Raw genomic sequence first — 20922 nt, forward strand, 5'->3', positions numbered from 1 at the left:
AATATTTTGCGTTAATAAAAAAGAAGCTTAGTAGAAGCTTCTTTTTTATTGCTATTTTTCACATGCAATTCCATCGCCATCACGATCAAGATGAGAGCTATAACCTGGTTGCCCTTTATGTAAAGGAGCTTTCCCAGCTGCTCTAACTGCAGCACAATTTTTGTAGTATGCACTACTAGTATTTTCTGAAGCGGGTTGTGTTTGAGTTTGCTATGCTTTTTGCTCTTCTTGTTGTTTACGAGCCTGTTCGTCAGCCTTACGTTTTTGTTCTTCTTGTTGTTTACGAGCTTGTTCCTCGGCTTGACGCTTCTCATCTTCTTGCTTTTGAGTTTTTTCGTCCGCCTCTTTCTTTTCTAGCTCTTTTTTCTGTTCACTATCTTTTTGTTCTTCATTGTTAGAGGCAACTTTTGTACTAGTTGCTGTCGTTTTTTCAGAAGAAGGAGCTGAAATACCTAATAGCGCAACAAAAATGACAAATAATACGGCTGTAATAATAAATTGTTTTTTCGCTACACCTGTTTTCTTAATTACAGATAAGATTGCTATAACAAGGAAGAATATAAATAGAATGAAACTTAAAGTAGAAAAAAACTCGACGACGGGGTGTTCCGATTTTGTTGTATCGGTCGTTATTAATATAATAGAAATCATAAAAAGAATAACGGTAGGACGTCCATATTGTTTTGCTTTTCCATTTTTCTTAAAGAATGAAATGATACATAAGATTAAAAGAATAAAAGCAATAGAAAATAAAGCTGCACCAATATTACTCAAAATCGCCATTTTCATACCTGCATTTGTAAGATTCTTCTTATTGATTATATAGGAACTTATTGATTATATAGGAACTTATTGGATATTACACGTTTTATATAAATTTAGAAAATTAATATTTTTACTAGACTTATAAACGATTATTTTATATATATAGAAAAATAGATATATTTCCTATTACTTTTTGAAAGATATTTCATAAATTATAGTATATCGATTGAAAGGAGGAGATTTGAATGGAATTTCAATTGTTAGTAACTTGTATATTACAAGAAGGTAATGCTTACTTTTTAGTAACGAAGGTAGACGATGTTATTACGTTAAAAGTACCGATTACTGCGGGAGTAGCAGGTTTATTTTTAGCTTTAGGTGTACCAAGATGTTCTTAATTTAAATCTCTATAGTAGAAGGGGGAGGGACATGCCTTCCTTTTCTGCTATTACATAATATAATTATGTAAACTTAAATATCATATTTGTGATAGCACGTTTGAAATGGACATGCATATACTATAATGTTTCATTGGATGTTAGCGGTGAAAGGTAGTTTTAATAAGTGCATCCAGTGATGTTTTTAAGCTATGAAAATAAAAGAGGTGCTATTATATATGAAAAGAAAAACATTGGATATTCCAGTTACATTGCGAAGAGAGTGGTTTTTAATAGAGTTAGCTCATTTAACGAAAAAATATGGAATTGAAATTGCAACTAGCAAAATGGATGCTGCACCGTTTTTAAGAGATCAAGTTACAGAATCAAAGATAGGGAAAGGGTTACAATACGATAAATATGATGATGAATATATAATTGAAAATTAAAGGGTAACAACAAAATTAAACTAATTTATAACAAAATATAAAATAAAGCAGATTCTAAATATAGAATCTGCTTTATTATGAAATACTTGTAGTCAACTAACCTCTTTCTAGTGTTTTTCCTACATATTTCTCTTGCGTTATTCCAAAAGATTCACGAAGAATGCGAGCGTAATCTTTAGATTCTATTGGTCGTTTATTTTTAGTGCCTTTAAAGGTTTCTGTATAATTTTTATTTGTTAATGATATGTGACCATAAGTAGTTAATTTACAAGTGATAGCCCCTTTATTAAAAGGAGATTCTTTATGCTCTACAATCACTTTTTGAATGTTATTCACTTTTTTCTCATCTATTGGATCTACAGTGAAAGCATAGCCTATTTTCCATTCATTTGAAGGTTCAGATTGTAAGAAACTTGTAGATTCTCCGTTAGCTCCTTTTCTCATTTCTAAAATATGCGTACCTTTTCGAGTATTTCGCTTACGAATTCGATATTCTCCTGTTTGAGAGGAGATGACATCTCCGTTAAAAGGGACTGGATGTAAAGGGAGATGAGATGCAAAACCTGCATCCACAACATAATCTTTATCCTCATGACTTAATATGATAATGACATGACCATCATCGGGTTTCCATTTATTATCGTACAGATCATAAACAGTACCGGCTACTTTGTATACTTGAAACCCACAATCAATTAAAAAATAATACAATAAGGAGTTTAATTCATAACAAAGTCCACCTCGTTTTTGAATAAGTAACTTTTCTATTAAGTTATCTTTTGAGATATTTTTAATAGTGCCAGCCATAATATCAAGATTTTCATAGGGGAGAATCATTCCCATTTTTAAGAGAATTTCATCTAAATCATCAAATGTTATTTCTTTTGCAGGAATTTTTAAGCGTTTAAAAAACTCCTTTTGTAAATTGGTCATCATAAAGTATTCTCCTTTCTTTTTACAGAATTTTCTTCTGCTCACCGATAGGTTAGTACTTCTAAAAAGTTAATTCAAGTGCGCGGAAATTATCATAATATATGTTTCTGGAAATGTGATTTTCTATTCTGAAATTTCAGTTTAATTTTTAATCGTAGGAAAGTCTTATAATATAAGCTCCTTTAAAATTAGTTTGTATTTAATGAAAAGAAAGTACATATATTTATTATATTTTTAAATAACTAACTAGTAATAAAATGTTTTTTCACTAAAATTTTTTCAAGATTTGTATGCTTTATATAAACAATAATAATTTAAAAAATATCTGGATGTAGCGAAGTTAACAATTATTGAGAAACTTTTTTGTCGTATTCTATCAAAAGGAAGAGGTAGAAACAAAGAGAATAACGAGAGTTAAGGAAGAGGGTACACAACTAGTAACCTTCTAAAAATAGGGCTAACATCTTTTTAAAATAAAAGATTAGCTATTATTAAGGAAGGGAAAATATAAAATATTATAAAGAACACCTTCTTTCAAAAAAATAGGGGGAGTAATATGCGACTGATGAGAAGATTTGTGGTCTTACTAATTGTATTTTTTATCATGGCTCCAACGATTAGCACAAATGTACAGGCAGAAGTTGTAAAAGAGCTTGGAAAGGGGTTTCCTGATACAGAAGTATTCACACCTGGAGAATGGTTTTTAGGCCAAAAACCTGCTAATTATGATGAGAATAAACCACCAATTCTCTTTGTACAAGGAAGAAATGGTAATGCAGATAGTTGGTATGGAAAGACAGTATATCATGATATAAATGATATGTATGATTATGCTTTGAAAGCAGGCTATCAAACAGTGTTTATACAATTATATGATGCTGCTGGGAAAGGTTCGGCTAGTCAGTGGGATAACGGAAAATTGTTAGCACAAAAACTTGAAGAAATATATAATCATTTCGGTAAAAAAGTTAATATTGTAGCACATAGTAAAGGTGGTATTGATACACAAGCTGCATTAGTTGAATATGGTGCGAATCGATTTGTTGGAAATGTTATTACACTTGCTACACCGCATCACGGCTCAAATTTAGCAGATTTATCATATAGTTGGTGGGCAGGGTGGCTTGCTTCTATATTAGGTCAAAAAGATGATGGTACGTATTCGTTACAAATAGGTGAAATGGCAAAGTTTCGTTCAACAATAGATAACAACCCAGCAGCTAAATTAAACCGTTACTATACGGCTACTGGGACTAGCTGGGGGCCAACATTTTCTGCATTATCTATGGGCGGGTTATATTTATCGTCGTACGGTTCAAATGATGGACTAGTAAATGAATGGAGTGCGAAGCTATCGTACGGTACACATTTATTTACAGATTCAAGATTTGATCATGACAATATAAGAAAAGGATCAGCTGTTTTTGCACGAATTGAACCATATTTACGTACGACAAATGTGGGGTTACCAGCTTTAGTAGCATCCAGCACTAGTTCAAATGAAAATCTAGAACAATTAAATACAACTTCAAATCAAAATATTTTAGGAGGCGAATTACCACAAAATCAGTGGATAGAGCAAAGTATTTCTGTTGATAAAAAGGCTGAAGGAATAGTTTCTGTACTAACTGCTTCTTCTGATGTAGAAGTACAAATGGTATCTCCAAAAGGAAAAATCTATGCAAACAAAGATAGCGCTATAACTACTGGTGAAGGCGAATCTTTCTTTAATGGGGCGACAATTAGAACATTCAAGTTTGATAAATTGGAAGTAGGCGAATGGAAAATCAAAATGATGGCGAAGCAGTCGAAAGATGCATATTTATTTGTAAGCGATTACAAGAATGACGCGCCATTTGTTCTTCAAATGCCTACAAAGGTTAAAGTAAATAAACCTGAGTATAAACTGAAAAAATCACCAGTGGCACCTGAAATGAAAGGGGATCTTTCCATAACAGTAAGAGTCGTTAATAAAGAAGGTAAGTTAGTCTCTGAATTTAATGAATTACAAAATGTTAATACGAATACATTTACAGGTGCTTTGAAAGATATAAAACAACCGGGAGTATATAACGTTACGATGGATATAAAAGGGATGAATAAAGAAGGAAAACCATATAATCGTACGATTGTTAAGTCGGTTTATGTAGAGAAATAAGGAAGAATAAATAAGCATAATATAAAAGTGCAGAAATCTTGAGTTAGAAAGAATTCTGCACTTTTTTTGCGTGATGAGAGATAATAAAAGTCGAAGAAAACTGTTATTCAATAAAAAAAGATGCTGAAATAGTATCTGAATGTGAAGAAATAATATTAACTTAGTTTTGTAACTGTTAATTCAACTGAATTTATACCATTGTCACAAGTTACAATACTTTGACGATTAAAGCCACTATTATTTCTAAGTTGAAGAGTTGAATTAGCTGGCACTGTAACAATCGTTTCGCCAACGAGTTGAAGACATTCGTTATTTGATGAAGTATTCATTTGAATAGCGAAGTCACCTTGACTATTAGCAAGTGGATTGTTATTTAAAAATATAGTTATGACTGGGATATGTGGAAATACAGGATTTAAAGTAGTATTAATACTGGAAATGAACGAGACTCTATAATCACCAGCTTGTCTAAATTGTATAGTAGTAGGGTTTAGTAAGGAAACGCCTCCTGCTAAAGGTCCAACGTGATTAAATGGAAAAGGGTTGCCAAAAGGAACAGTTATAAATTCAGTTTGCCAAAAAGTTCCGTATGCAGGACAGCTTCGTTTATGTGAATGGTCACATGAACATTTTTTATTTGAACTGGAAGAAGATTTGCATGAGCATTTTTTATACGAGTTTGAAGAATGATAGTATGAACCCAATATATTACCTCCTATTCTTAATAAATGTAAAACACATAATAGTTTATGAAAATGAATCACAATTGGCGTGTATGCTTGTACTATAAAAGGAGATAGATTTGGAATATAAAGTGCTCAAATGATGAAATATAGTATTGGGGTATTACCTGTAACACTTTTTGAAGATGATAAGGTTCATAATTTGATAGAAAAATGAATGGGATTTCTAAATGGATTAAAGTAACGAGGAAACGTTTATAACGCTATTTTCCGAGCAGTAAGACCCCACCTCAAAATTCAGTGAAAGCAAAGAAGTTAGTTGGGGGATGAACAAAACCCCCACTCATTAAAGTTTCACTTTACTATATTAATTTCGTCTGACAAACAGCAATATTATCTTTTGCTGTATGGATGTTATCGTTTGGTGAAGTTAGGATATTTAATCGTATGTATATTAGATTATTTAGTTTATTTTTTTATTTTATTTGTGTAGCTGGGCAGGAAGAAGTCAGAAAATATAGAATAAATGTACATATGAAGCATCGTTTGTTTTTGGTGTGAATAGTAATTAAAGATACGCTAAAATATTTAAAATTGTAACGAAAGAGAGATTAAATAATAGAGGGAGCAACTTACATGGAAAATATATTAAAGGTATCTTCAAAATCAAGCCCAAATTCAGTCGCGGGTGCAATAGCGGGTGTACTAAGAACAAGTGGTAATGTGGAAATTCAAGCGATTGGGGCTGGAGCTATAAATCAAGCGATTAAAGCAATTGCGATTGCAAGAGGGTTCGTCGCTCCAAGTGGTATTGACTTAGCTTTTGTTCCAGCGTTTCAAGAGATCTCTATCAATAATGAAGAAAGAACAGCGATTAAATTAATTGTAGGCCCTAGAAAGAAAAGGTCTTAAAAGTAATTGTGAATGGTTCGTATCAATACAAAGTTCACAACAGTAAAAGCAAAGCATACTATGTAACTGCTAATCCTGCTTATGTGTATGCAAAATGAAAATTATAAAAGCAGAACTCTCATAAGGTTCTGCTTTTATTTGTTGTAATTAATTATCGCTATCTAGTGTAAATCCCTATATAGTTTTTTTTTCTTCAATTAACTTAACATTTTTTAAGTTTACAGACATTTCATATTCTGATTTATTAACATTTTCATACATTGTATTTTTTATCCTTTTTTCAATAAATCAACGGTGTGTTCTAACCATTCTAAAGGTGTTACTTTTAATCCCTCAAAATATATTCCATCTGCAGCTTCTTTTATATATCTATTTTTTTCTTCCTTACTGTAATCACTTTGAATAAATTTAGTTAAGAAAATAATAGCATCTTGTATATATTCTTTATTTTCCTCTTCTATTAGTTCTTGAATTACCTCTTCATAGAAAGAATCTTGATGAAAGTTTCCTGCTAGGAATTGATAAATTTCATCTTCTGGATTGTGTTTTAATAACATATTTATCCTCCTATTTATTAATTTGGATAGCCAGTTAAAATAAATTTTCCGTTTGCATCTTTCTTTAAAATAATTTTAGCATTGGTCATTTCCTCAATTGTCGTAGAACCTCTTTGAATTCCTCTACCAATTATTTCATTACCACTATAGGGTAAGGCTAAGGGCCGATTATTACGTGAATTATTTAACCAGTTTTGAATAAGTTCTTGGTTTCTAGGGTTATTTAAAACGTTGTTAGCTATATTTTCAGCTGTCGCTCTATCTGTAAAGGTGGATGCACCTGTTATTCTAGTATCACTTTCTAATCTTTGCAATAGTTCTTCATCCGTTTTTCCTACATGCCTTTCTAGTAAATGTCCACCTCTAGCCTCGTGTGCAGCTAGGCCTCCTCCGGGGACAAGTGAACTGCTATCACCAGGTTTCACAGTAGTAGTATTTTCACCTTTAGCAAACTGATAGGTTGATAGTTCCTCCTTAGCTTGTTTAAATAAAGCATTGTCAAATGTGGAGTTTATACCATTACTACCACCTGAGAAAGCCAAATTATCGCCTTTGCTCAATATTTGTCCAGCTTTTGAGATACCTTGAGAGAATTTAGCACCTTGCGCTAGCTTTGCAGCTTTACTGACTCCTTTATCCCCAATAAGACCTAATCCAATTTGTGTTAAAGCATACGATCCCCATCTTGCGCGGGTTTCTGCATCTCCATTTATCACATCTTTCTTAAAAGAATCTGATAACGCATCCCACATAGCAGGTAAAGCTTCATCTAAATGGGTAACAGTGTAGCCCATACCTTTCCAAGTTTCCCAGTCACCTAATGCCTTTATACCGTCGATTGTATCTCCTACAGCATCTCCCGCACCATCTACTATACCAGCCCAAACTTTTCCTAAGAAAGATTTTTCAGGTACTTTACTAGGTGTAGTTTCTTTTGAAAACACATGTAATCAATTTGATTGCACAAATTATTATGTATGGATTCTAATGCATGCTTAGTATCATTAGCCCGTTTTGCAACTTGTTCTAGTTCTTCAGGTGTAATTTTTATTTGAACCATTTTCTTCCTCACTCTCCCGATTAAAATTATGAGACAAGAAGAAAAAAATGTAAATATAGAAAATTCGTATTACTGTATTAAGGGACTTTAAGAGGATAATTTTAATCATATGAATAAATTCAAAGCCCACTCTACTGAGTCATCTTTTTTGCTACGATATTTTAAATTATCTTTTAGATAATGCCTTTGATATAGGAAAGAACAGATGGAAAAATAAAACAGGCCTAATTCATTTAGTTTTATATTTTGTGGGGGCACCCACAACCCCACCCGCAATTTACCCACAAAATATAAAAAGTGATGAATCACTATGAAATATCATTTTTATAAAAGCTTGATAAATCAACGTTTTTAGCGCACTTTAAAACTTGATGAATTAAGAGGATATATTTAGAACAAAAGTTCAACAAATGGAAGGGGAATGTTTATTTATCAAGGGGATCTAATACAGTTTAATTAAAAGGTTATTATTTGCTCACAAATAATATAAAAACATGTGAAAAAATATGAAATACCCTTTTGAAGTAGAATATAATATAACAAATAAAAAGCGTCGCAAATGCTTGTATAACAGGCATTTGCGACGCTTTTATAGTTTTTCTGAACATAAAATAAACAACCCTAAAACTGTTCATTCTTCTCCCAAGATTCTACGATATAATGAGCAATCGTCGGATTGAAGCCTTTACCAACTAAAAACATAATCGCAGCAACTTCTGTTAATGCGTGTTCGTGTGATGTATGTTTTGCTTCATTTAAACCGTAATCTACCCATGGTTTTACGAAATCTAGTACGGGTTTCTTGAAAGGTAAAAACTGTGTACCGACAACTTGTTGAATTTGTTGTTGTGTTGGTTCAGTAATTGGTCCAGGTGGTAAGATTTGTGGTTGTGTAATGTCTAATGTTGGTCCTGGCGGTAAAATTTGTGGCTGCGTTGGATCTATTGTTGGTGGTTTAGGTGGTGAGACACGTGCGTCGTAGTTTGGTTGATACATTTGTTGTTGGTATTGCGGTTGTTGTGGTTGAGTTGTGTATGGGTTTTGTGGTGCTGCATATGGATTTTGTTGATATGGTTGTTCTTGGTTTTGTGGTGCTACATATGGATTTTGTTGATATGGTTGTTCTTGGTTTTGTGGTGCTGCATATGGATTNNNATGGATTTTGTTGATATGGTTGTTCTTGGTTTTGTGGTGCTGCATATGGATTTTGTTGATATGGTTGTTCTTGGTTTTGTGGTGCTGCATATGGATTTTGCTGATATGGTTGTTCTTGGTTTTGTGGTACCGCATATGGATTTTGAGGATATTCATAATTTGGACGTGTTTCATATGGATTTTGTTGAAATTCAGTTTCTTGATTTTGCGTTGTTGCATATGGGTTTTCGTCATATTGTTGTTCTTGCTGTTGTAACTCTTGTTCTTCGTATTGTTCTGTGTATCTTTGTTCTTGTTGTTGAGGGTAAAATGGTTGCCTTGGATAAGGCGGTTGATTATTATAGAACATATTTATTCCTCCTTCATGATGATGCTTACCACTCAGTGTATGGGCGGACAAGAAAATATGTGATGAAAAAATGCGGGCGTGTTACAATAAGTAACTGGGTGAAGATAAAATGACAAAACAAGAAAAGATTCAAAAAACAATTACTTTTGTAAAACATATTTTAGAAAAAGATGCGAGTGGGCATGATTGGTATCATATTGAACGCGTACATAAACTGGCGATTTCTTTATCCGAGCAAGAAGGGGGAAATCGTTTTATAATTGAAATGGCAGCATTACTTCACGATGTGGCAGATGAGAAGTTAAATGAAAGTGAAGAAGAAGGAATGAAAAAAGTTTCTGATTGGTTAGAAGAGTTACATGTGGAAGAAGAGGAAAGTAAACATGTTCTTCATATTATCGCCAATATGTCTTATAAAGGTGGTCATGGCGGTAAAGTGGATTCACTTGAAGGGAAGCTTGTTCAAGATGCGGATCGCTTAGACGCCCTTGGAGCAATTGGAATAGCTCGCACATTTGCGTATGGTGGAGCGAAAGGGAGATTAATGTATGATCCAACTATTCCTCCGCGTGAAGTGATGACGAAAGATGAATATAGAAAAAATAACGATCCATCTTTAAATCATTTTTATGAAAAACTTTTGAAATTAAAAGACTTAATGAACACGAACGCAGCAAAACAAGAGGCGGAAGTTCGTCATCGTTATATGGAACAGTTTATTGAACAATTTATGAAAGAGTGGAATGCACAAATATGAAAATGTTAACTGTGGAAAACTTATCAAAATCATATGGAGAAAAACCGTTATTTGATGGATTATCATTTAGTATTGCAGAAGGACACCGTGCCGGAATTATCGGTGTAAACGGAACTGGTAAATCGACGTTATTAAAAATTATTGCAGGGGCAGAAATTCCTGATACAGGTGATATGACTCATTCTCGTGGGTATACAATTAGTTATTTATCACAGCAACCAGAGTTTGATGAACAACTAACAGTGCTAGAGCAAGTCTTCCATGGTGATACTCCTTTAATTCGTCTTCTTCGTGAGTATGAAAAGGCGCTATTACATATCGAAAAAGATCCAAGTAATGAAAAAGTACAGGAACAATTATTTGCAGTGCAGCAACGTATGGATGCAATGAGTGCATGGGAAGCAAATGCAAATGCGAAATCTCTTTTAACGAAATTAGGAATTACGGACTTCACTGCAACTGTTGGAAATTTATCTGGTGGACAGAAAAAACGTATTGCGATGGCGCAATGTTTTATTGAAACACCGGATCTATTAATTTTAGATGAGCCTACGAACCATCTTGATCATGAGACAGTGGAATGGTTAGAGGAATATTTAGCTCGATATAATGGCGCAGTATTACTTGTAACCCATGATCGTTATTTCTTAGATCGTGTGACGAATCGTATTTTCGAATTAGATAATGGAAAACTGTATAGTTATGAAGGGAATTACAGTACGTTTTTAGAAGCGAAAGCACTTCGTGAAGAACAAGAAATTGCGCAAGAATCAAAACGTCAAAACTTATATCGCCGCGAACTAGCATGGATCCGCCGCGGTGCAAAAGCCCGTTCAACAAAGCAAAAGGCACGTATTCAACGATTTGATGAGCTAAAGGGCCAAGAAGGGCCAGCTGCAAAACAGTCAGTTGATATTGCACTTAGCGGTAGCCGTCTTGGGAAAAAAGTACTTGAGTTAAAAGATGTGACGAAAAAATTTGGTGATAAAACGGTATTAAACAACTTTAATCATATCGTGAAACCAGGCGATCGCATCGGAATTATTGGAGCGAATGGAAGCGGGAAATCTTCGCTATTAAATATGCTTGCAGGTAAGTTATCTCCTGATAGTGGTGAAATTGAAGTTGGGCAAACTGTAAAAGTTGCTTATTATACGCAAGAAAATGAAGAGATGAATTTAAATCAGCGTATGATTGAATACATTAAAGAGATTGCAGAAGTTATTCATACAACAGATGGAAAAGTAATTGGTGCATCTCAAATGTTAGAACGTTTCTTATTCCCGACTCATTCACATGGTACACCGCTTGGTAAACTATCTGGTGGTGAAAGAAGACGTTTATATTTATTACGTATTTTAATGGGAGAACCAAACGTACTTTTACTTGATGAACCTACGAATGATCTAGATACACAAACATTAACAGTACTAGAAGATTATTTAGAAGATTTCCCAGGTGTCGTTTTAACTGTATCGCATGACCGTTACTTCTTAGATAAAGTAGTAGATGAACTGTTCATCTTTACTGGCGGAGGCGAAGTGCGTGAGTTCCTAGGTAGTTATACAGATTATTTAGAAATGGAAAAAACGAGAGAACTTATGGAGAAAGCGGAAGTTCAAAAAGAGAAAAAAGTAGTAGAAGAAGCTCCAAAACAACAACGTAAACGTAAACTTTCATACAATGAGCAGCGTGAATGGGAAACGATTGAAGATACAATTGCCGAACTTGAAGAAAAAATTGAGTCAATTGGAGAAGAACTTGCGAAAGTTGGATCTGACTTCACAAAGGCACAAGAATTATCTGAAGCACAGCAGAAAACAGAAGAAGAGCTAGAAAAAAAGATGGAAAGATGGAGTGAACTATCAGACATCGTTGAAGGATTAAAATAAAAACAAGCTGCATATATTGAAAAGTAAAGAGAAAAACTTTACACTATTGGTAGAACCTATTTTAGGAGGGAAAAAATGAGAACATCTAATCCAATGTTGAAAAAAGAGGCATTCCGTAAAGAGGGAGCAAGTGCTTCTGCGATGACGATTGGCGGAACAGTAGGCAAAACGTTCATTATGCTTATCTTGCTACTTGCAACGTCTGTCTATTCATACATACAGATGATGCAGGGGACGATGAAGATGCCAGTATTAATTGGTGCTTTAATCGTTGCGGCAATCATCGCATTTGCGTCTATGTTCTTCCCGCGTATTTCACCTTTTGGTGCACCAATCTATGCGGCGGTAGAAGGGGTTGTGTTAGGAAGTATTTCAGCAGTTTATACAATGAAATTTGGCGATTCTATCGTTTTAAATGCTGTATTACTAACAATCTCAATTCTATTTGCAATGTTAGTGTTATATGCAACACGCGTAGTAAAAGTAACGGATAAATTCCGTACAGGCGTTATGGCAGCAACACTTGGAATTATGGTTATGTATTTAGTCGTATTCCTACTAAATATGTTTGGTGTAACTGTTCCATACATTCACCAAGGTGGTACAATCGGTATTATTATTAGTGCAGTTGTTATTGTAGTTGCTGCATTAAACTTATTACTAGATTTCGATTTAATCGAAAATGGTGTACGTAGTCAAGCTCCGAAATATATGGAATGGTACACTGCAATGGGACTAATGCTTACATTAGTTTGGTTATACTTAGAAATTCTTCGTTTCGTTTCTTACTTTACGAAAAATGACTAATAAAAAAAACCTGCATGAAAAATGCAGGTTTTTTTTATTTTCAAAGATATATTGAACGTATGGTATAATATGGATGTTAACAACTTGAATTGAAGGAGATGGAATATGATGAAAGAGAAGAAGGGGATTATGAAAAAACTATTTTCTAAAAGTTTTTTCATAGAACTAGATGAAGCTTTAACGTATCCATCATCTGAAGTTATTACTTCAGCGATTGAAGGATATGCAACTGAATGCAATGAAAGACTAAAATTTGAGAGTAAAGTTAAACCGATTACTTTTTACTTAGGAAGTGTATTGTACCGTGTTGAAATAAAGATGGCTCGCGGAGGATATTACATATCTTGTACTGAAGTGTAATAAATTTTGAAACCATACATGTTTGAACTATGTATGGTTTCTTTTTTTGTTTTGTAAGGTCTAAATTAATACTTTTTACTTACGGATACATCATTTTGTGCTTTTTACCATTCATCCATTTCTCCTTACAATGGAGAAAAATATGTGAGGTGGTATAACCTATGATGAATAGAGTTGTATTAATCGGTAGATTGACAAAGGAGCCAGAATTATACTACACAAAACAAGGCGTTGCTTATGCAAGAATATGTATTGCGGTGAATAGAGGATTTCGAAATAGTTTAGGTGAACAACAAGTCGATTTTATTAATTGTGTCGTTTGGCGAAAATCGGCTGAGAATGTAACTGAATATTGTAAGAAGGGATCACTTGTTGGGATTACAGGGCGTATTCAGACGAGTAATTACGATGATGAACAAGGCAAGAGAATATATAGAACTGAAGTTGTGATTGAGAGTATTACCTTTTTGGAGAGAAGGCGGGAGGGGGCATCGTAATAAAAGGTGATTTTAAGTAATAGCTACGGAAAAAATTGTGGAAAGTATTTTAATAAACTTAAAGAAGGAGTACCGCCAGCTTTTTTTGGAAAACAAGTAAAGAGTATACAAAATTTTATTACGTTTTTCGGCTAATCCAGTAACAATCGAGAACCGTAAAACCCATGCGAGGATAGGAATGTATAAAAAGAAGAATCGAGTGATAGAAAATAAAAAAGGGGATCCTTTCTGAGAGTAAGGAATCCCCCTTTTTATTGTTTCTTGCAAGTGAATTATTTAAATTCTTGTCTATATAATTTAAACGAATAAATAGCTCCAACGAAGAATACAAAGGCTTCAAATAATATAAAGATTTGACGGGAATTCTCAATATCTTTACCAACTAAAGAAATAAATATGCAATTCATTAGAATTTGAGTAGTAAACATACAAGAAATAATTTTAAAATGAATAGGAGTTGTTCTTTCATCTGGTTTACCAATTTTTTTGTAAATAATAATAAGTGTAATTACTGAACCCAAAAATAGAAGTGCAGTAAGTCCTACAACGATATTGAAATTTCCTGTACTTTCTAACATCCATTTATTTAATAAATCAATCATTATTATCTTCCTTTCCTACATAAGAGAATATTTCGTTCTTCTTTTTCACTATAATAAAAAAAGAAAAAGGAAAACATCGAACTTTCTTACAAATACTCGTGTATTCTTACAGTTTTGTCATTTTGCAAATGTATTCATCGCCTTGTCTTTCACTATTTTCTTTGGAAAACATAGTGAATTACGAGAAAGAGCGCTACAAGATCAACTTCCGAGAACGAAAAATATGTAAATAAGCTGTCTATATGGACAGCTTATTTACATATTTTTGCTTAGCGTGTGTTTTTTTTTAATACTGGCGGTACCTCAAGAAATGGATAAAAAATAAAAAGCATCGGAAACGAAAGCTTTTAAAACCTCATTCCTAATTTGAAATGTAAAAAGAATGAAATAGTATGGTAGCGGGAAGAAAGTAGTAAAATTAAGCATCCGAGTAGGAGTATAGAGTGATAACATGTTACAATACAGCTAAGAACACGCAATAAAGGAGAGTTTTTTACGTGAAGATTAAAGCAATTGAACCGACGCCAAGTCCAAATACAATGAAAGTTATTTTGAATGAAGTATTACCATCAGGAGCGCGTAATAATTATACAAATGAAAATAAAGAACAAGCACCAATGCAAGTGCAAGAAATTTTGAAAATTGAAGGCATTAAAGGTGTGTATCATGTAGCTGACTTTTTAGCAGTCGAGCGAAATGCAAAGTATGACTGGAAAGTATTATTACAACAAGTTCGTGCTGTTTTTGGCGAAGAAGTAGTGGAAGAAAGTGAAGAACAACAACTGTCTCATTTTGGAGAAGTGAAAGTGTTTGTTCAAATGTTCTTTACAATTCCAATGCAAGTAAAGTTAACAGATGGAACATCGGAAGAACGCGTTGGCTTACCAGATCGTTTCAAAGAATCAATTATGAAAGTACAAATGTCTGCACCAAACGTTGTAAAAGAGCGTAAATGGGTAGAACAAAGTACACGTTACGGTAATTTTGAAGAAATCGGGAAAGAAGTAGTAGAAGAGATTGTTGCTGCTTATTCAGAAGAACGTGTAAATGAAACGGTTAAAGAATTATTAAATCAAGCAGGTGCTGTTGAAGTAACGATTCAAAAGCGTGAGCCATATAAAGTAACAGAAGAGATGATGAAAGATTCTGACTGGAAAAACCGTTTTGCAGCATTAGAACAAATGGATCCTACTGAAGAAGATATTCCAGTGTTGAAGATGGCGTTAGATGATGAAAAAGTTTCAATACGCCGTTTAGCAACAGCGTATTTAGGTATGGTAAAAGGTGATGAAGTATTACCGTTATTATATAAAGCGTTGTTAGATCGCTCTGTAAGTGTTCGTCGTACTGCAGGAGATTGTTTATCAGATGTAGGTGATCCGGCAGCGATGTTCGTTATGATTAAATCTCTGAAAGATCCAAGTAAATTAGTACGCTGGCGTGCAGCGATGTTCTTATTTGAACTTGGAGATGAAAGTGCGATTCCAGCATTAAAAGCAGCGCAAGATGATTCAGAGTTTGAAGTAGCGATGCAAGCACGTCTAGCATTAGAGCGTATTGAAGGCGGAGAAGAAGCAAAAGGTTCTGTATGGAAACAAATGACGGAGTCTCGTAAAGGGGAATAATGTATGATTGTTTTCTATGATAGTTGGTGTCCGATGTGTACGGCCGTTGCAGAACGTACGAAAAAATTAGATAAAAAGGGTAAGATGAAATTTGTTTCATTTCGAAATGAAGATGTAGTTGAGAAATATAAGCTTTCTCAAGAACTACAAAGTAAAATGGAACAAAGACTGTATATTTTTAAAAATAATAAGTGGTATGACGGCATTCAGAGCATAGATGTATTAGCAAAGGCCGTTCCATCTTATTGGTTTGCAGTTCCTTTTATAAAGCTATCTATCGTACTTGGTTTTGGAAGTAAAGTATACGATTATATCGCTAATAATAGAAAACTTGTTCCAGTGGGACATTGCCGCGGTGGGGTTTGTGAAATCCCTACAAAAAAATGAAATCATCGTTATCTTTCTTTTGCACCTATTAATAGAGCGTGATATGATGAATTTGGAATGAAAGTTGAAGGAGAGATTACAAGATGTCAAATGCTTATGAAGAATACATGCGCCAAATGGTAATCCCAATGCGCCAAGAGTTAGTGCGTTCTGGGTTTGAAGAGTTAACTACAGAAGAAGCTGTAACAGAATTTATGGAAAATACATCAGGTACAACTTTAGTAGTTGTAAACTCTGTTTGTGGTTGTGCAGCTGGTTTAGCACGTCCATCAGCAGGTCAAGCGGTTGTTCGTGCTGAAAAACAACCTGATCATCTTGTAACTGTATTCGCAGGTCAAGATAAAGATGCTACTGCAAAAATGCGTGAATATTTCGGAGAAATTCCTCCATCTTCACCATCTATGGCATTATTAAAAGGAAAAGAAGTTGTTCACTTCATTCACCGTCATGAAATTGAAGGTGCAACTATGGACGAAATTATTACGAACTTAGAGCAAGCTTTCGAAAAGAATTGCTAAAGAAGGGGGAGAGTAAATCTCCCTCTTTTCTTTATATAGAGGTGAAACAATGATAGTAACAACAGCAGGAAGAACAAACAAAGAAATGACAGCATATGCAAAAAAGGTAGCAGAAGAATTAAATCGTTCTTTCATTTTACGTAATGATATACCAGTGCATAAATTACATGAGCAGTATGAACAAGATATACTTGTCGTAGGAAAGAACCGATTAGCTATTTATCCGAAAGGTACGGAAGAATCATTTTTCTTTCATCCGAACTCAGCGATGTTTCGTGTGAAAAGGTTAATGCGTGGAGAACACGATCCGTTTGTACAAGCTGCTAAATTAGAGAGCGGAATGACAGTGTTAGATTGTACGCTCGGGATGGCATCAGATAGTATTGTAGCTAGTTATGTTGTTGGTGAAAGTGGAAAAGTAACAGGACTTGAAGGCAATGAATATATGGCTTATATCATGAGAAATGGTTTGAAAACATGGTCTTCATCTGTTTCTGAAATTGATGAAGCAATGCAAAGAATCCAAGTAAAGCAAACGGAGCATTTTTCATTTTTAGCGCAATGTGAAGACAATAGTTATGATGTCGTTTACCTTGATCCGATGTTTGAAGAAACTGTCATAGAATCTGACGGAATTAAAGGATTAAAACACTTCGCTTTGTATCATGATATTACTGACGAAACAATTGCGGAGGCAAAACGAGTGGCGAGAAAACGTGTCGTTTTAAAAGATTATTTTCGTAGTTCTAGATTTGAAAAACACAATTTTCATGTATACAAAAGAAAAAGTGCTAAGTTTCACTTTGGTGTAATTGACCCTTGCTAATTGTTTGAAAAGATGTATAATAAGCAATAATTAATTAAATATACTGTCTGTGATGAAGAGAGTAGTCTTTTTTAGAAGGAAAGCGAGCTAGGGATGGTGTGAGCCTAGTACGGAAGAAAAAGATGAAGCGCACTTCGGAGATGCTTCTTGAACGAATAGTAGAGAAAGCCGAGGCCCCCTGTCCTCGTTATAAACGGGAAAGTGGTTCGTAACGAACAACAAGGGTGGTACCACGGGTTCAAACTCGTCTCTTTTTTAGAGACGAGTTTTTTGTGTTTTAAAAAATAAGGAGGTTGTATCATGGATTATAAAATGCAGTTTGCGGAAAGTTTATCTAATATTTTCACGAATGAATTAACGCAAAAACAAATTTTAGATTTAATTGAAACACCGAAACAAGATGAATTTGGAGATGCAGCGTTCCCATGTTTTTCATTAGCGAAGCAATATAAAAAAGCACCAGCTCTTATCGCAAAGGAAGTTGCTGAGAAATTAAATGATCCGTTTTTTACGAAAGTAGAAGCCGTTGGTCCTTATGTAAATGTATTTTTCAATCGTGAAACTGTAAGTGATGCAGTATTAAAAACAGTTTCAGCGGAGAAAGAAGAGTTCGGTCAAAACCACTTTGGCTGTGAAAAAACAGTAGTAATTGATTATTCCTCTCCTAATATCGCGAAACCTTTTTCGATGGGGCATTTACGTTCTACAATGATAGGAAATTCGCTGAAACATATCGCTGAAAAATGTGGCTATGAAGTTGTAGGGATTAATTATATAGGAGATTGGGGAACACAGTTTGGAAAGTTAATTACGGCTTATAAAAAATGGGGAAATGAAGCAGTGGTGAAAGAGGATCCAATACGTGAGCTATTTAAGTTATATGTTCAGTTTCATGTAGAAGTAAAAGAGAATGATGAATTAGAAGAAGAAGGACGTGCTTGGTTTAAAAAGCTAGAAGAAGGCGATGAAGAAGCAGTTGAACTTTGGAATTGGTTCCGTCACGAATCATTAAAAGAATTTTCTCGTATTTATGAACTTCTCGGTGTGGAATTTACTAATTTTCAAGGCGAAGCTTTCTATAATGATAAAATGGAAGACTTTATTGGGATTTTAGAAGAGCACGACTTACTGGAAGAATCAGAAGGCGCATTAGTCGTTAATTTAGAAGAAGAAGGAATGCCGCCTTGCTTAATTAGAAAATCAGATGGTGCGACGATTTATGCAACGCGTGACTTAACGGCAGCTTTATATCGTCAAAACACTTATGGGTTTGATAAAGCGCTATATGTTGTTGGTCCAGAACAAAGCTTACATTTCAATCAATTTTTCACCGTATTAAAAAAACTTGGCTATACTTGGGTTGATGGTATGGAACACGTACCGTTTGGCTTCATTTTAAAAGATGGTAAGAAAATGTCAACACGTAAAGGAAGAGTTATTTTACTTGAAGAAGTACTCGAAGAAGCAATCGAACTTGCAAAACAAAATATTGAAGAGAAAAATCCAAACTTAAAACAAAAAGAAGTAGTAGCAAAGCAAGTCGGTGTTGGTGCAATCATCTTCCACGATTTAAAAAATGAGCGTATGCACAATATTGAATTCTCATTAGAAAACATGCTGAAATTTGAAGGAGAAACAGGCCCGTACGTACAGTACACACATGCACGTGCTTGCTCTATTTTAAGAAAAGAAAGTGTAGAATTTGAAACATGTACGTTTGCTTTAAAAGACGATCATAGCTGGAGTGTCGTAAAATTACTAAACAAATTCCCACAAGTAATTGAAGCAGCTTTCAATAAAAATGAGCCATCGATTATTTCGAAATATGTATTAGATGTAGCACAATCGTTCAATAAATATTACGGTAATGTTCGTATATTAGAAGAGAGTGAAGAAAAAGACAGCAGACTCGCATTGGTTTATGCTGTGACGGTTGTATTAAAAGAAGGATTACGTTTACTTGGGGTGGAGACTCCTGAGGAGATGTAGCATAAAAGGTGTATGTATCATTACAGATATGTATGCCTTTTTATTTGGTATAGGAGTCATGTAAGCAGTAATCTCACCTTATTAAAACCAATTTCTTGGGTAATTGTTAAAAATGTAGGAATGTTTTGTTAAATGGAGAATTGTAAGGGGTGTATATAAAAGGAGGCGTTAGAGGTTGGAAACATACGATTGGAACAGTAAACTAGCGTATTTAAAAAATACGAGAGATTTATATTACAATAGCGATTATGTAAGTTTTCTAGTGAATTCAGTTTGGAAGATTTCTGAGCCAGTCCATGTTGTTGATTATGGTTGTGGATATGGTTATTTAGGCTTATTATTAATGCCTTTACTTCCAGAAGGATCAAAGTATACAGGCATTGATAGTGGAGAAACATTATTAGCTGAAGCGAGAGAGTTGTTTCGTTCACTTCCGTACGAGTCAGAATTTCTGGAGGGAGATGCTATAGAAATTGAATTGAACGATACATACGATATAGCAATTTGTCATGCCTTCTTATTACATATGAGTTCACCAAAAACGATGCTACAAAAAATGATTCATTCAGTTAAAAGTGGCGGGAAAATAATCTGTTTTGAACCACATTGGATATCAAATATGTCTTCATACACTTTGGATGGAGAGAACCAATCGGAAATTATCCAGCTAGGCATTTTGCAGAATTTATTTGAAAGTGACACGCAGAGGAGTGGAAAAGATGGAAATATTGGTATGAAAATACCGATGTATTTAAGTGAATTAGGTGTGAAAAATATTGAGTGTAGAGTAAGTGATAAAGTGAACTTTTTAGATTCTAATATCCACCATAATGATAAACAAAGTTTGTATCATTCATTAAAAGAAGAGGGGATTGCAGGTAATCCGGGTGATAAGCAGCAATTTATAAAACGTTTAATAGACAGAGGATTAACATATGATAATGCGCTAGCTCAATATGAAGCTGAACTACGATTTTTTAAAATATTTCATGTGCATTCTTCTTTAGTGTACGCTCCGAATATGAAAATTACATTTGGTGATATAGTATGTTAAAAGATATGATATATAAGGATTGTCGTTTAATGTCGATAAGTCGATATTCGACATATAATCGCCGATAAATGTTAAGAATCGGTCGATATAATTTGAAAATCGCCGATATAATTTTATGTACTAATTTCAGCTTCTACAAGATTAAAACTGCATGTTACGTTATTCTATATAATTAAACAACATATGGAGAAAAACAATCATTTTTACTAT

General features: G+C 34.0%; 20 protein-coding genes, 5 pseudogenes and 1 other annotated feature. Of the genes and pseudogenes, 17 read left to right on the forward strand and 8 right to left on the reverse strand.

The window, feature by feature from the left end; translation table 11 throughout:
- Positions 1–51: 51 nt before the first annotated feature.
- Positions 52–783 (reverse strand): annotated as a pseudogene (locus tag CQ064_RS11820) (excalibur calcium-binding domain-containing protein).
- A gap of 227 nt (positions 784–1010) precedes the next feature.
- Here CQ064_RS11820 and exsG point away from each other — a divergent pair.
- Both exsG and CQ064_RS11830 read left to right on the forward strand, forming a co-directional pair.
- A complete protein-coding gene (exsG, locus tag CQ064_RS11825; protein ID WP_000395679.1) occupies positions 1011–1163 on the forward strand; it encodes an exosporium protein ExsG in 153 nt (50 codons plus the stop codon).
- Positions 1164–1381: 218 nt separating this feature from the next.
- Complete coding sequence (locus CQ064_RS11830) at positions 1382–1591, forward strand: hypothetical protein (protein ID WP_000824207.1); 210 nt, start codon at positions 1382–1384, stop codon at positions 1589–1591.
- Between the two features lie 96 nt (positions 1592–1687).
- Here CQ064_RS11830 and CQ064_RS11835 read toward each other — a convergent pair whose 3' ends face one another.
- Positions 1688–2527, reverse strand: a complete 840-nt coding sequence (locus CQ064_RS11835; RefSeq protein WP_000988898.1) for an arylamine N-acetyltransferase family protein — start codon at positions 2525–2527, stop codon at positions 1688–1690.
- Between the two features lie 553 nt (positions 2528–3080).
- Between CQ064_RS11835 and CQ064_RS11840 the strand changes: the two genes are divergently transcribed.
- Entirely contained in the window at positions 3081–4682 is a 1602-nt protein-coding gene (locus CQ064_RS11840) for an esterase/lipase family protein (RefSeq protein WP_001238729.1), read from the forward strand.
- Between the two features lie 155 nt (positions 4683–4837).
- Here CQ064_RS11840 and CQ064_RS11845 read toward each other — a convergent pair whose 3' ends face one another.
- A complete protein-coding gene (locus CQ064_RS11845; protein WP_000536156.1) occupies positions 4838–5386 on the reverse strand; it encodes a hypothetical protein in 549 nt (182 codons plus the stop codon).
- A 615-nt stretch (positions 5387–6001) separates the two neighbouring features.
- On the opposite strand from CQ064_RS11845, the gene CQ064_RS11850 reads away from it, so the two are divergent.
- Together CQ064_RS11850 and CQ064_RS34040 are read left to right on the forward strand one after the other, a co-directional pair.
- The gene (locus CQ064_RS11850; protein ID WP_000427801.1) at positions 6002–6277 is read left to right on the forward strand and encodes a stage V sporulation protein S; all 276 of its coding nucleotides are present in this window, start codon (positions 6002–6004) and stop codon (positions 6275–6277) included.
- Positions 6274–6375: pseudogene (locus tag CQ064_RS34040) on the forward strand (N-acetylmuramoyl-L-alanine amidase); the annotation flags it as partial. The gene CQ064_RS11850 and the pseudogene CQ064_RS34040, both read left to right, overlap by 4 nt.
- A gap of 171 nt (positions 6376–6546) precedes the next feature.
- Here CQ064_RS34040 and CQ064_RS11860 read toward each other — a convergent pair.
- The 4 genes and pseudogenes from CQ064_RS11860 to CQ064_RS11870 all read right to left on the reverse strand — a co-directional run bounded on the left by CQ064_RS11860 (position 6547) and on the right by CQ064_RS11870 (position 9398).
- A complete protein-coding gene (locus CQ064_RS11860) occupies positions 6547–6834 on the reverse strand; it encodes a contact-dependent growth inhibition system immunity protein (RefSeq protein WP_000924765.1) in 288 nt (95 codons plus the stop codon).
- Positions 6835–6851: 17 nt separating this feature from the next.
- Entirely contained in the window at positions 6852–7259 is a 408-nt protein-coding gene (locus CQ064_RS34395) for an RNase A-like domain-containing protein (protein WP_230387350.1), read from the reverse strand.
- A pseudogene (locus CQ064_RS34400) lies at positions 7257–7894 on the reverse strand (WXG100 family type VII secretion target); the annotation flags it as partial. The gene CQ064_RS34395 and the pseudogene CQ064_RS34400, both read right to left, overlap by 3 nt.
- A gap of 621 nt (positions 7895–8515) precedes the next feature.
- A pseudogene (locus CQ064_RS11870) lies at positions 8516–9398 on the reverse strand (hypothetical protein).
- Between the two features lie 109 nt (positions 9399–9507).
- Between CQ064_RS11870 and CQ064_RS11875 the strand changes: the two are divergent.
- From CQ064_RS11875 to CQ064_RS11895, 5 genes are all read left to right on the forward strand, one after another.
- Positions 9508–10155, forward strand: coding sequence for an HD domain-containing protein (locus CQ064_RS11875; RefSeq protein ID WP_000165961.1), 648 nt, complete (start codon positions 9508–9510; stop codon positions 10153–10155).
- Positions 10152–12047, forward strand: a complete 1896-nt coding sequence (locus tag CQ064_RS11880; protein WP_000783191.1) for an ABC-F family ATP-binding cassette domain-containing protein — start codon at positions 10152–10154, stop codon at positions 12045–12047. The genes CQ064_RS11875 and CQ064_RS11880 overlap by 4 nt, the downstream gene beginning before the upstream one ends.
- A gap of 75 nt (positions 12048–12122) precedes the next feature.
- On the forward strand, positions 12123–12854 hold the full coding sequence (locus tag CQ064_RS11885) for a Bax inhibitor-1/YccA family protein (protein WP_001260655.1): 732 nt from the start codon (positions 12123–12125) through the stop codon (positions 12852–12854).
- A gap of 105 nt (positions 12855–12959) precedes the next feature.
- Positions 12960–13214, forward strand: coding sequence for a DUF4318 domain-containing protein (locus CQ064_RS11890; protein ID WP_000975134.1), 255 nt, complete (start codon positions 12960–12962; stop codon positions 13212–13214).
- Between the two features lie 161 nt (positions 13215–13375).
- Positions 13376–13711, forward strand: a complete 336-nt coding sequence (locus tag CQ064_RS11895) for a single-stranded DNA-binding protein (RefSeq protein WP_000982013.1) — start codon at positions 13376–13378, stop codon at positions 13709–13711.
- 272 nt (positions 13712–13983) lie between these two features.
- On the opposite strand, the gene CQ064_RS11900 is transcribed toward CQ064_RS11895, so the two are convergent.
- Positions 13984–14313: a hypothetical protein gene (locus CQ064_RS11900; RefSeq protein WP_000566293.1), complete on the reverse strand. Its 330-nt coding sequence runs from the start codon at positions 14311–14313 to the stop codon at positions 13984–13986.
- A 139-nt stretch (positions 14314–14452) separates the two neighbouring features.
- Between CQ064_RS11900 and CQ064_RS34410 the strand changes: the two are divergent.
- From CQ064_RS34410 to CQ064_RS11935, 7 genes and pseudogenes are all read left to right on the forward strand, one after another.
- Positions 14453–14527, forward strand: a pseudogene (locus tag CQ064_RS34410) (transposase); the annotation flags it as partial.
- 283 nt (positions 14528–14810) lie between these two features.
- A complete protein-coding gene (locus CQ064_RS11910; protein WP_000692587.1) occupies positions 14811–15938 on the forward strand; it encodes a conserved virulence factor C family protein in 1128 nt (375 codons plus the stop codon).
- Positions 15939–15941: 3 nt separating this feature from the next.
- On the forward strand, positions 15942–16325 hold the full coding sequence (locus CQ064_RS11915; protein ID WP_000634891.1) for a thiol-disulfide oxidoreductase DCC family protein: 384 nt from the start codon (positions 15942–15944) through the stop codon (positions 16323–16325).
- A gap of 83 nt (positions 16326–16408) precedes the next feature.
- Positions 16409–16843: a BrxA/BrxB family bacilliredoxin gene (locus CQ064_RS11920; RefSeq protein WP_000063706.1), complete on the forward strand. Its 435-nt coding sequence runs from the start codon at positions 16409–16411 to the stop codon at positions 16841–16843.
- 49 nt (positions 16844–16892) lie between these two features.
- On the forward strand, positions 16893–17669 hold the full coding sequence (locus tag CQ064_RS11925; protein ID WP_000637433.1) for a class I SAM-dependent methyltransferase: 777 nt from the start codon (positions 16893–16895) through the stop codon (positions 17667–17669).
- A 40-nt stretch (positions 17670–17709) separates the two neighbouring features.
- Positions 17710–17924: a binding site (T-box leader), on the forward strand.
- A 45-nt stretch (positions 17925–17969) separates the two neighbouring features.
- The gene (argS, locus tag CQ064_RS11930; protein WP_000384920.1) at positions 17970–19658 is read left to right on the forward strand and encodes an arginine--tRNA ligase; all 1689 of its coding nucleotides are present in this window, start codon (positions 17970–17972) and stop codon (positions 19656–19658) included.
- A 175-nt stretch (positions 19659–19833) separates the two neighbouring features.
- Complete coding sequence (locus CQ064_RS11935) at positions 19834–20712, forward strand: class I SAM-dependent methyltransferase (RefSeq protein ID WP_000451279.1); 879 nt, start codon at positions 19834–19836, stop codon at positions 20710–20712.
- The last annotated feature ends 210 nt before the right edge of the window (positions 20713–20922 follow it).

It is taken from the genome of Bacillus sp. MYb78, assembly GCF_002975115.1.
GTDB classification, from domain to species: Bacteria; Bacillota; Bacilli; order Bacillales; family Bacillaceae_G; genus Bacillus_A; species Bacillus_A cereus.

What these genes read in the sequence shown, in the direction of transcription:
- CQ064_RS11925 (WP_000637433.1), top strand. Translation starts at nt 16,893, where the DNA reads ATGATAGTAACAACAGCAGGAAGAACAAACAAAGAAATGACAGCATAT.
- CQ064_RS11850 (WP_000427801.1), top strand. Translation starts at nt 6,002, where the DNA reads ATGGAAAATATATTAAAGGTATCTTCAAAATCAAGCCCAAATTCAGTC.
- exsG (WP_000395679.1), top strand. Translation starts at nt 1,011, where the DNA reads ATGGAATTTCAATTGTTAGTAACTTGTATATTACAAGAAGGTAATGCT.
- CQ064_RS11920 (WP_000063706.1), top strand. Translation starts at nt 16,409, where the DNA reads ATGTCAAATGCTTATGAAGAATACATGCGCCAAATGGTAATCCCAATG.
- CQ064_RS11875 (WP_000165961.1), top strand. Translation starts at nt 9,508, where the DNA reads ATGACAAAACAAGAAAAGATTCAAAAAACAATTACTTTTGTAAAACAT.
- CQ064_RS11885 (WP_001260655.1), top strand. Translation starts at nt 12,123, where the DNA reads ATGAGAACATCTAATCCAATGTTGAAAAAAGAGGCATTCCGTAAAGAG.
- CQ064_RS11895 (WP_000982013.1), top strand. Translation starts at nt 13,376, where the DNA reads ATGATGAATAGAGTTGTATTAATCGGTAGATTGACAAAGGAGCCAGAA.
- CQ064_RS11835 (WP_000988898.1), bottom strand. Translation starts at nt 2,527, where the DNA reads ATGATGACCAATTTACAAAAGGAGTTTTTTAAACGCTTAAAAATTCCT.
- CQ064_RS11900 (WP_000566293.1), bottom strand. Translation starts at nt 14,313, where the DNA reads ATGATTGATTTATTAAATAAATGGATGTTAGAAAGTACAGGAAATTTC.
- CQ064_RS11830 (WP_000824207.1), top strand. Translation starts at nt 1,382, where the DNA reads ATGAAAAGAAAAACATTGGATATTCCAGTTACATTGCGAAGAGAGTGG.
- CQ064_RS11860 (WP_000924765.1), bottom strand. Translation starts at nt 6,834, where the DNA reads ATGTTATTAAAACACAATCCAGAAGATGAAATTTATCAATTCCTAGCA.
- CQ064_RS11840 (WP_001238729.1), top strand. Translation starts at nt 3,081, where the DNA reads ATGCGACTGATGAGAAGATTTGTGGTCTTACTAATTGTATTTTTTATC.
- CQ064_RS11880 (WP_000783191.1), top strand. Translation starts at nt 10,152, where the DNA reads ATGAAAATGTTAACTGTGGAAAACTTATCAAAATCATATGGAGAAAAA.
- CQ064_RS11915 (WP_000634891.1), top strand. Translation starts at nt 15,942, where the DNA reads ATGATTGTTTTCTATGATAGTTGGTGTCCGATGTGTACGGCCGTTGCA.
- argS (WP_000384920.1), top strand. Translation starts at nt 17,970, where the DNA reads ATGGATTATAAAATGCAGTTTGCGGAAAGTTTATCTAATATTTTCACG.
- CQ064_RS11890 (WP_000975134.1), top strand. Translation starts at nt 12,960, where the DNA reads ATGATGAAAGAGAAGAAGGGGATTATGAAAAAACTATTTTCTAAAAGT.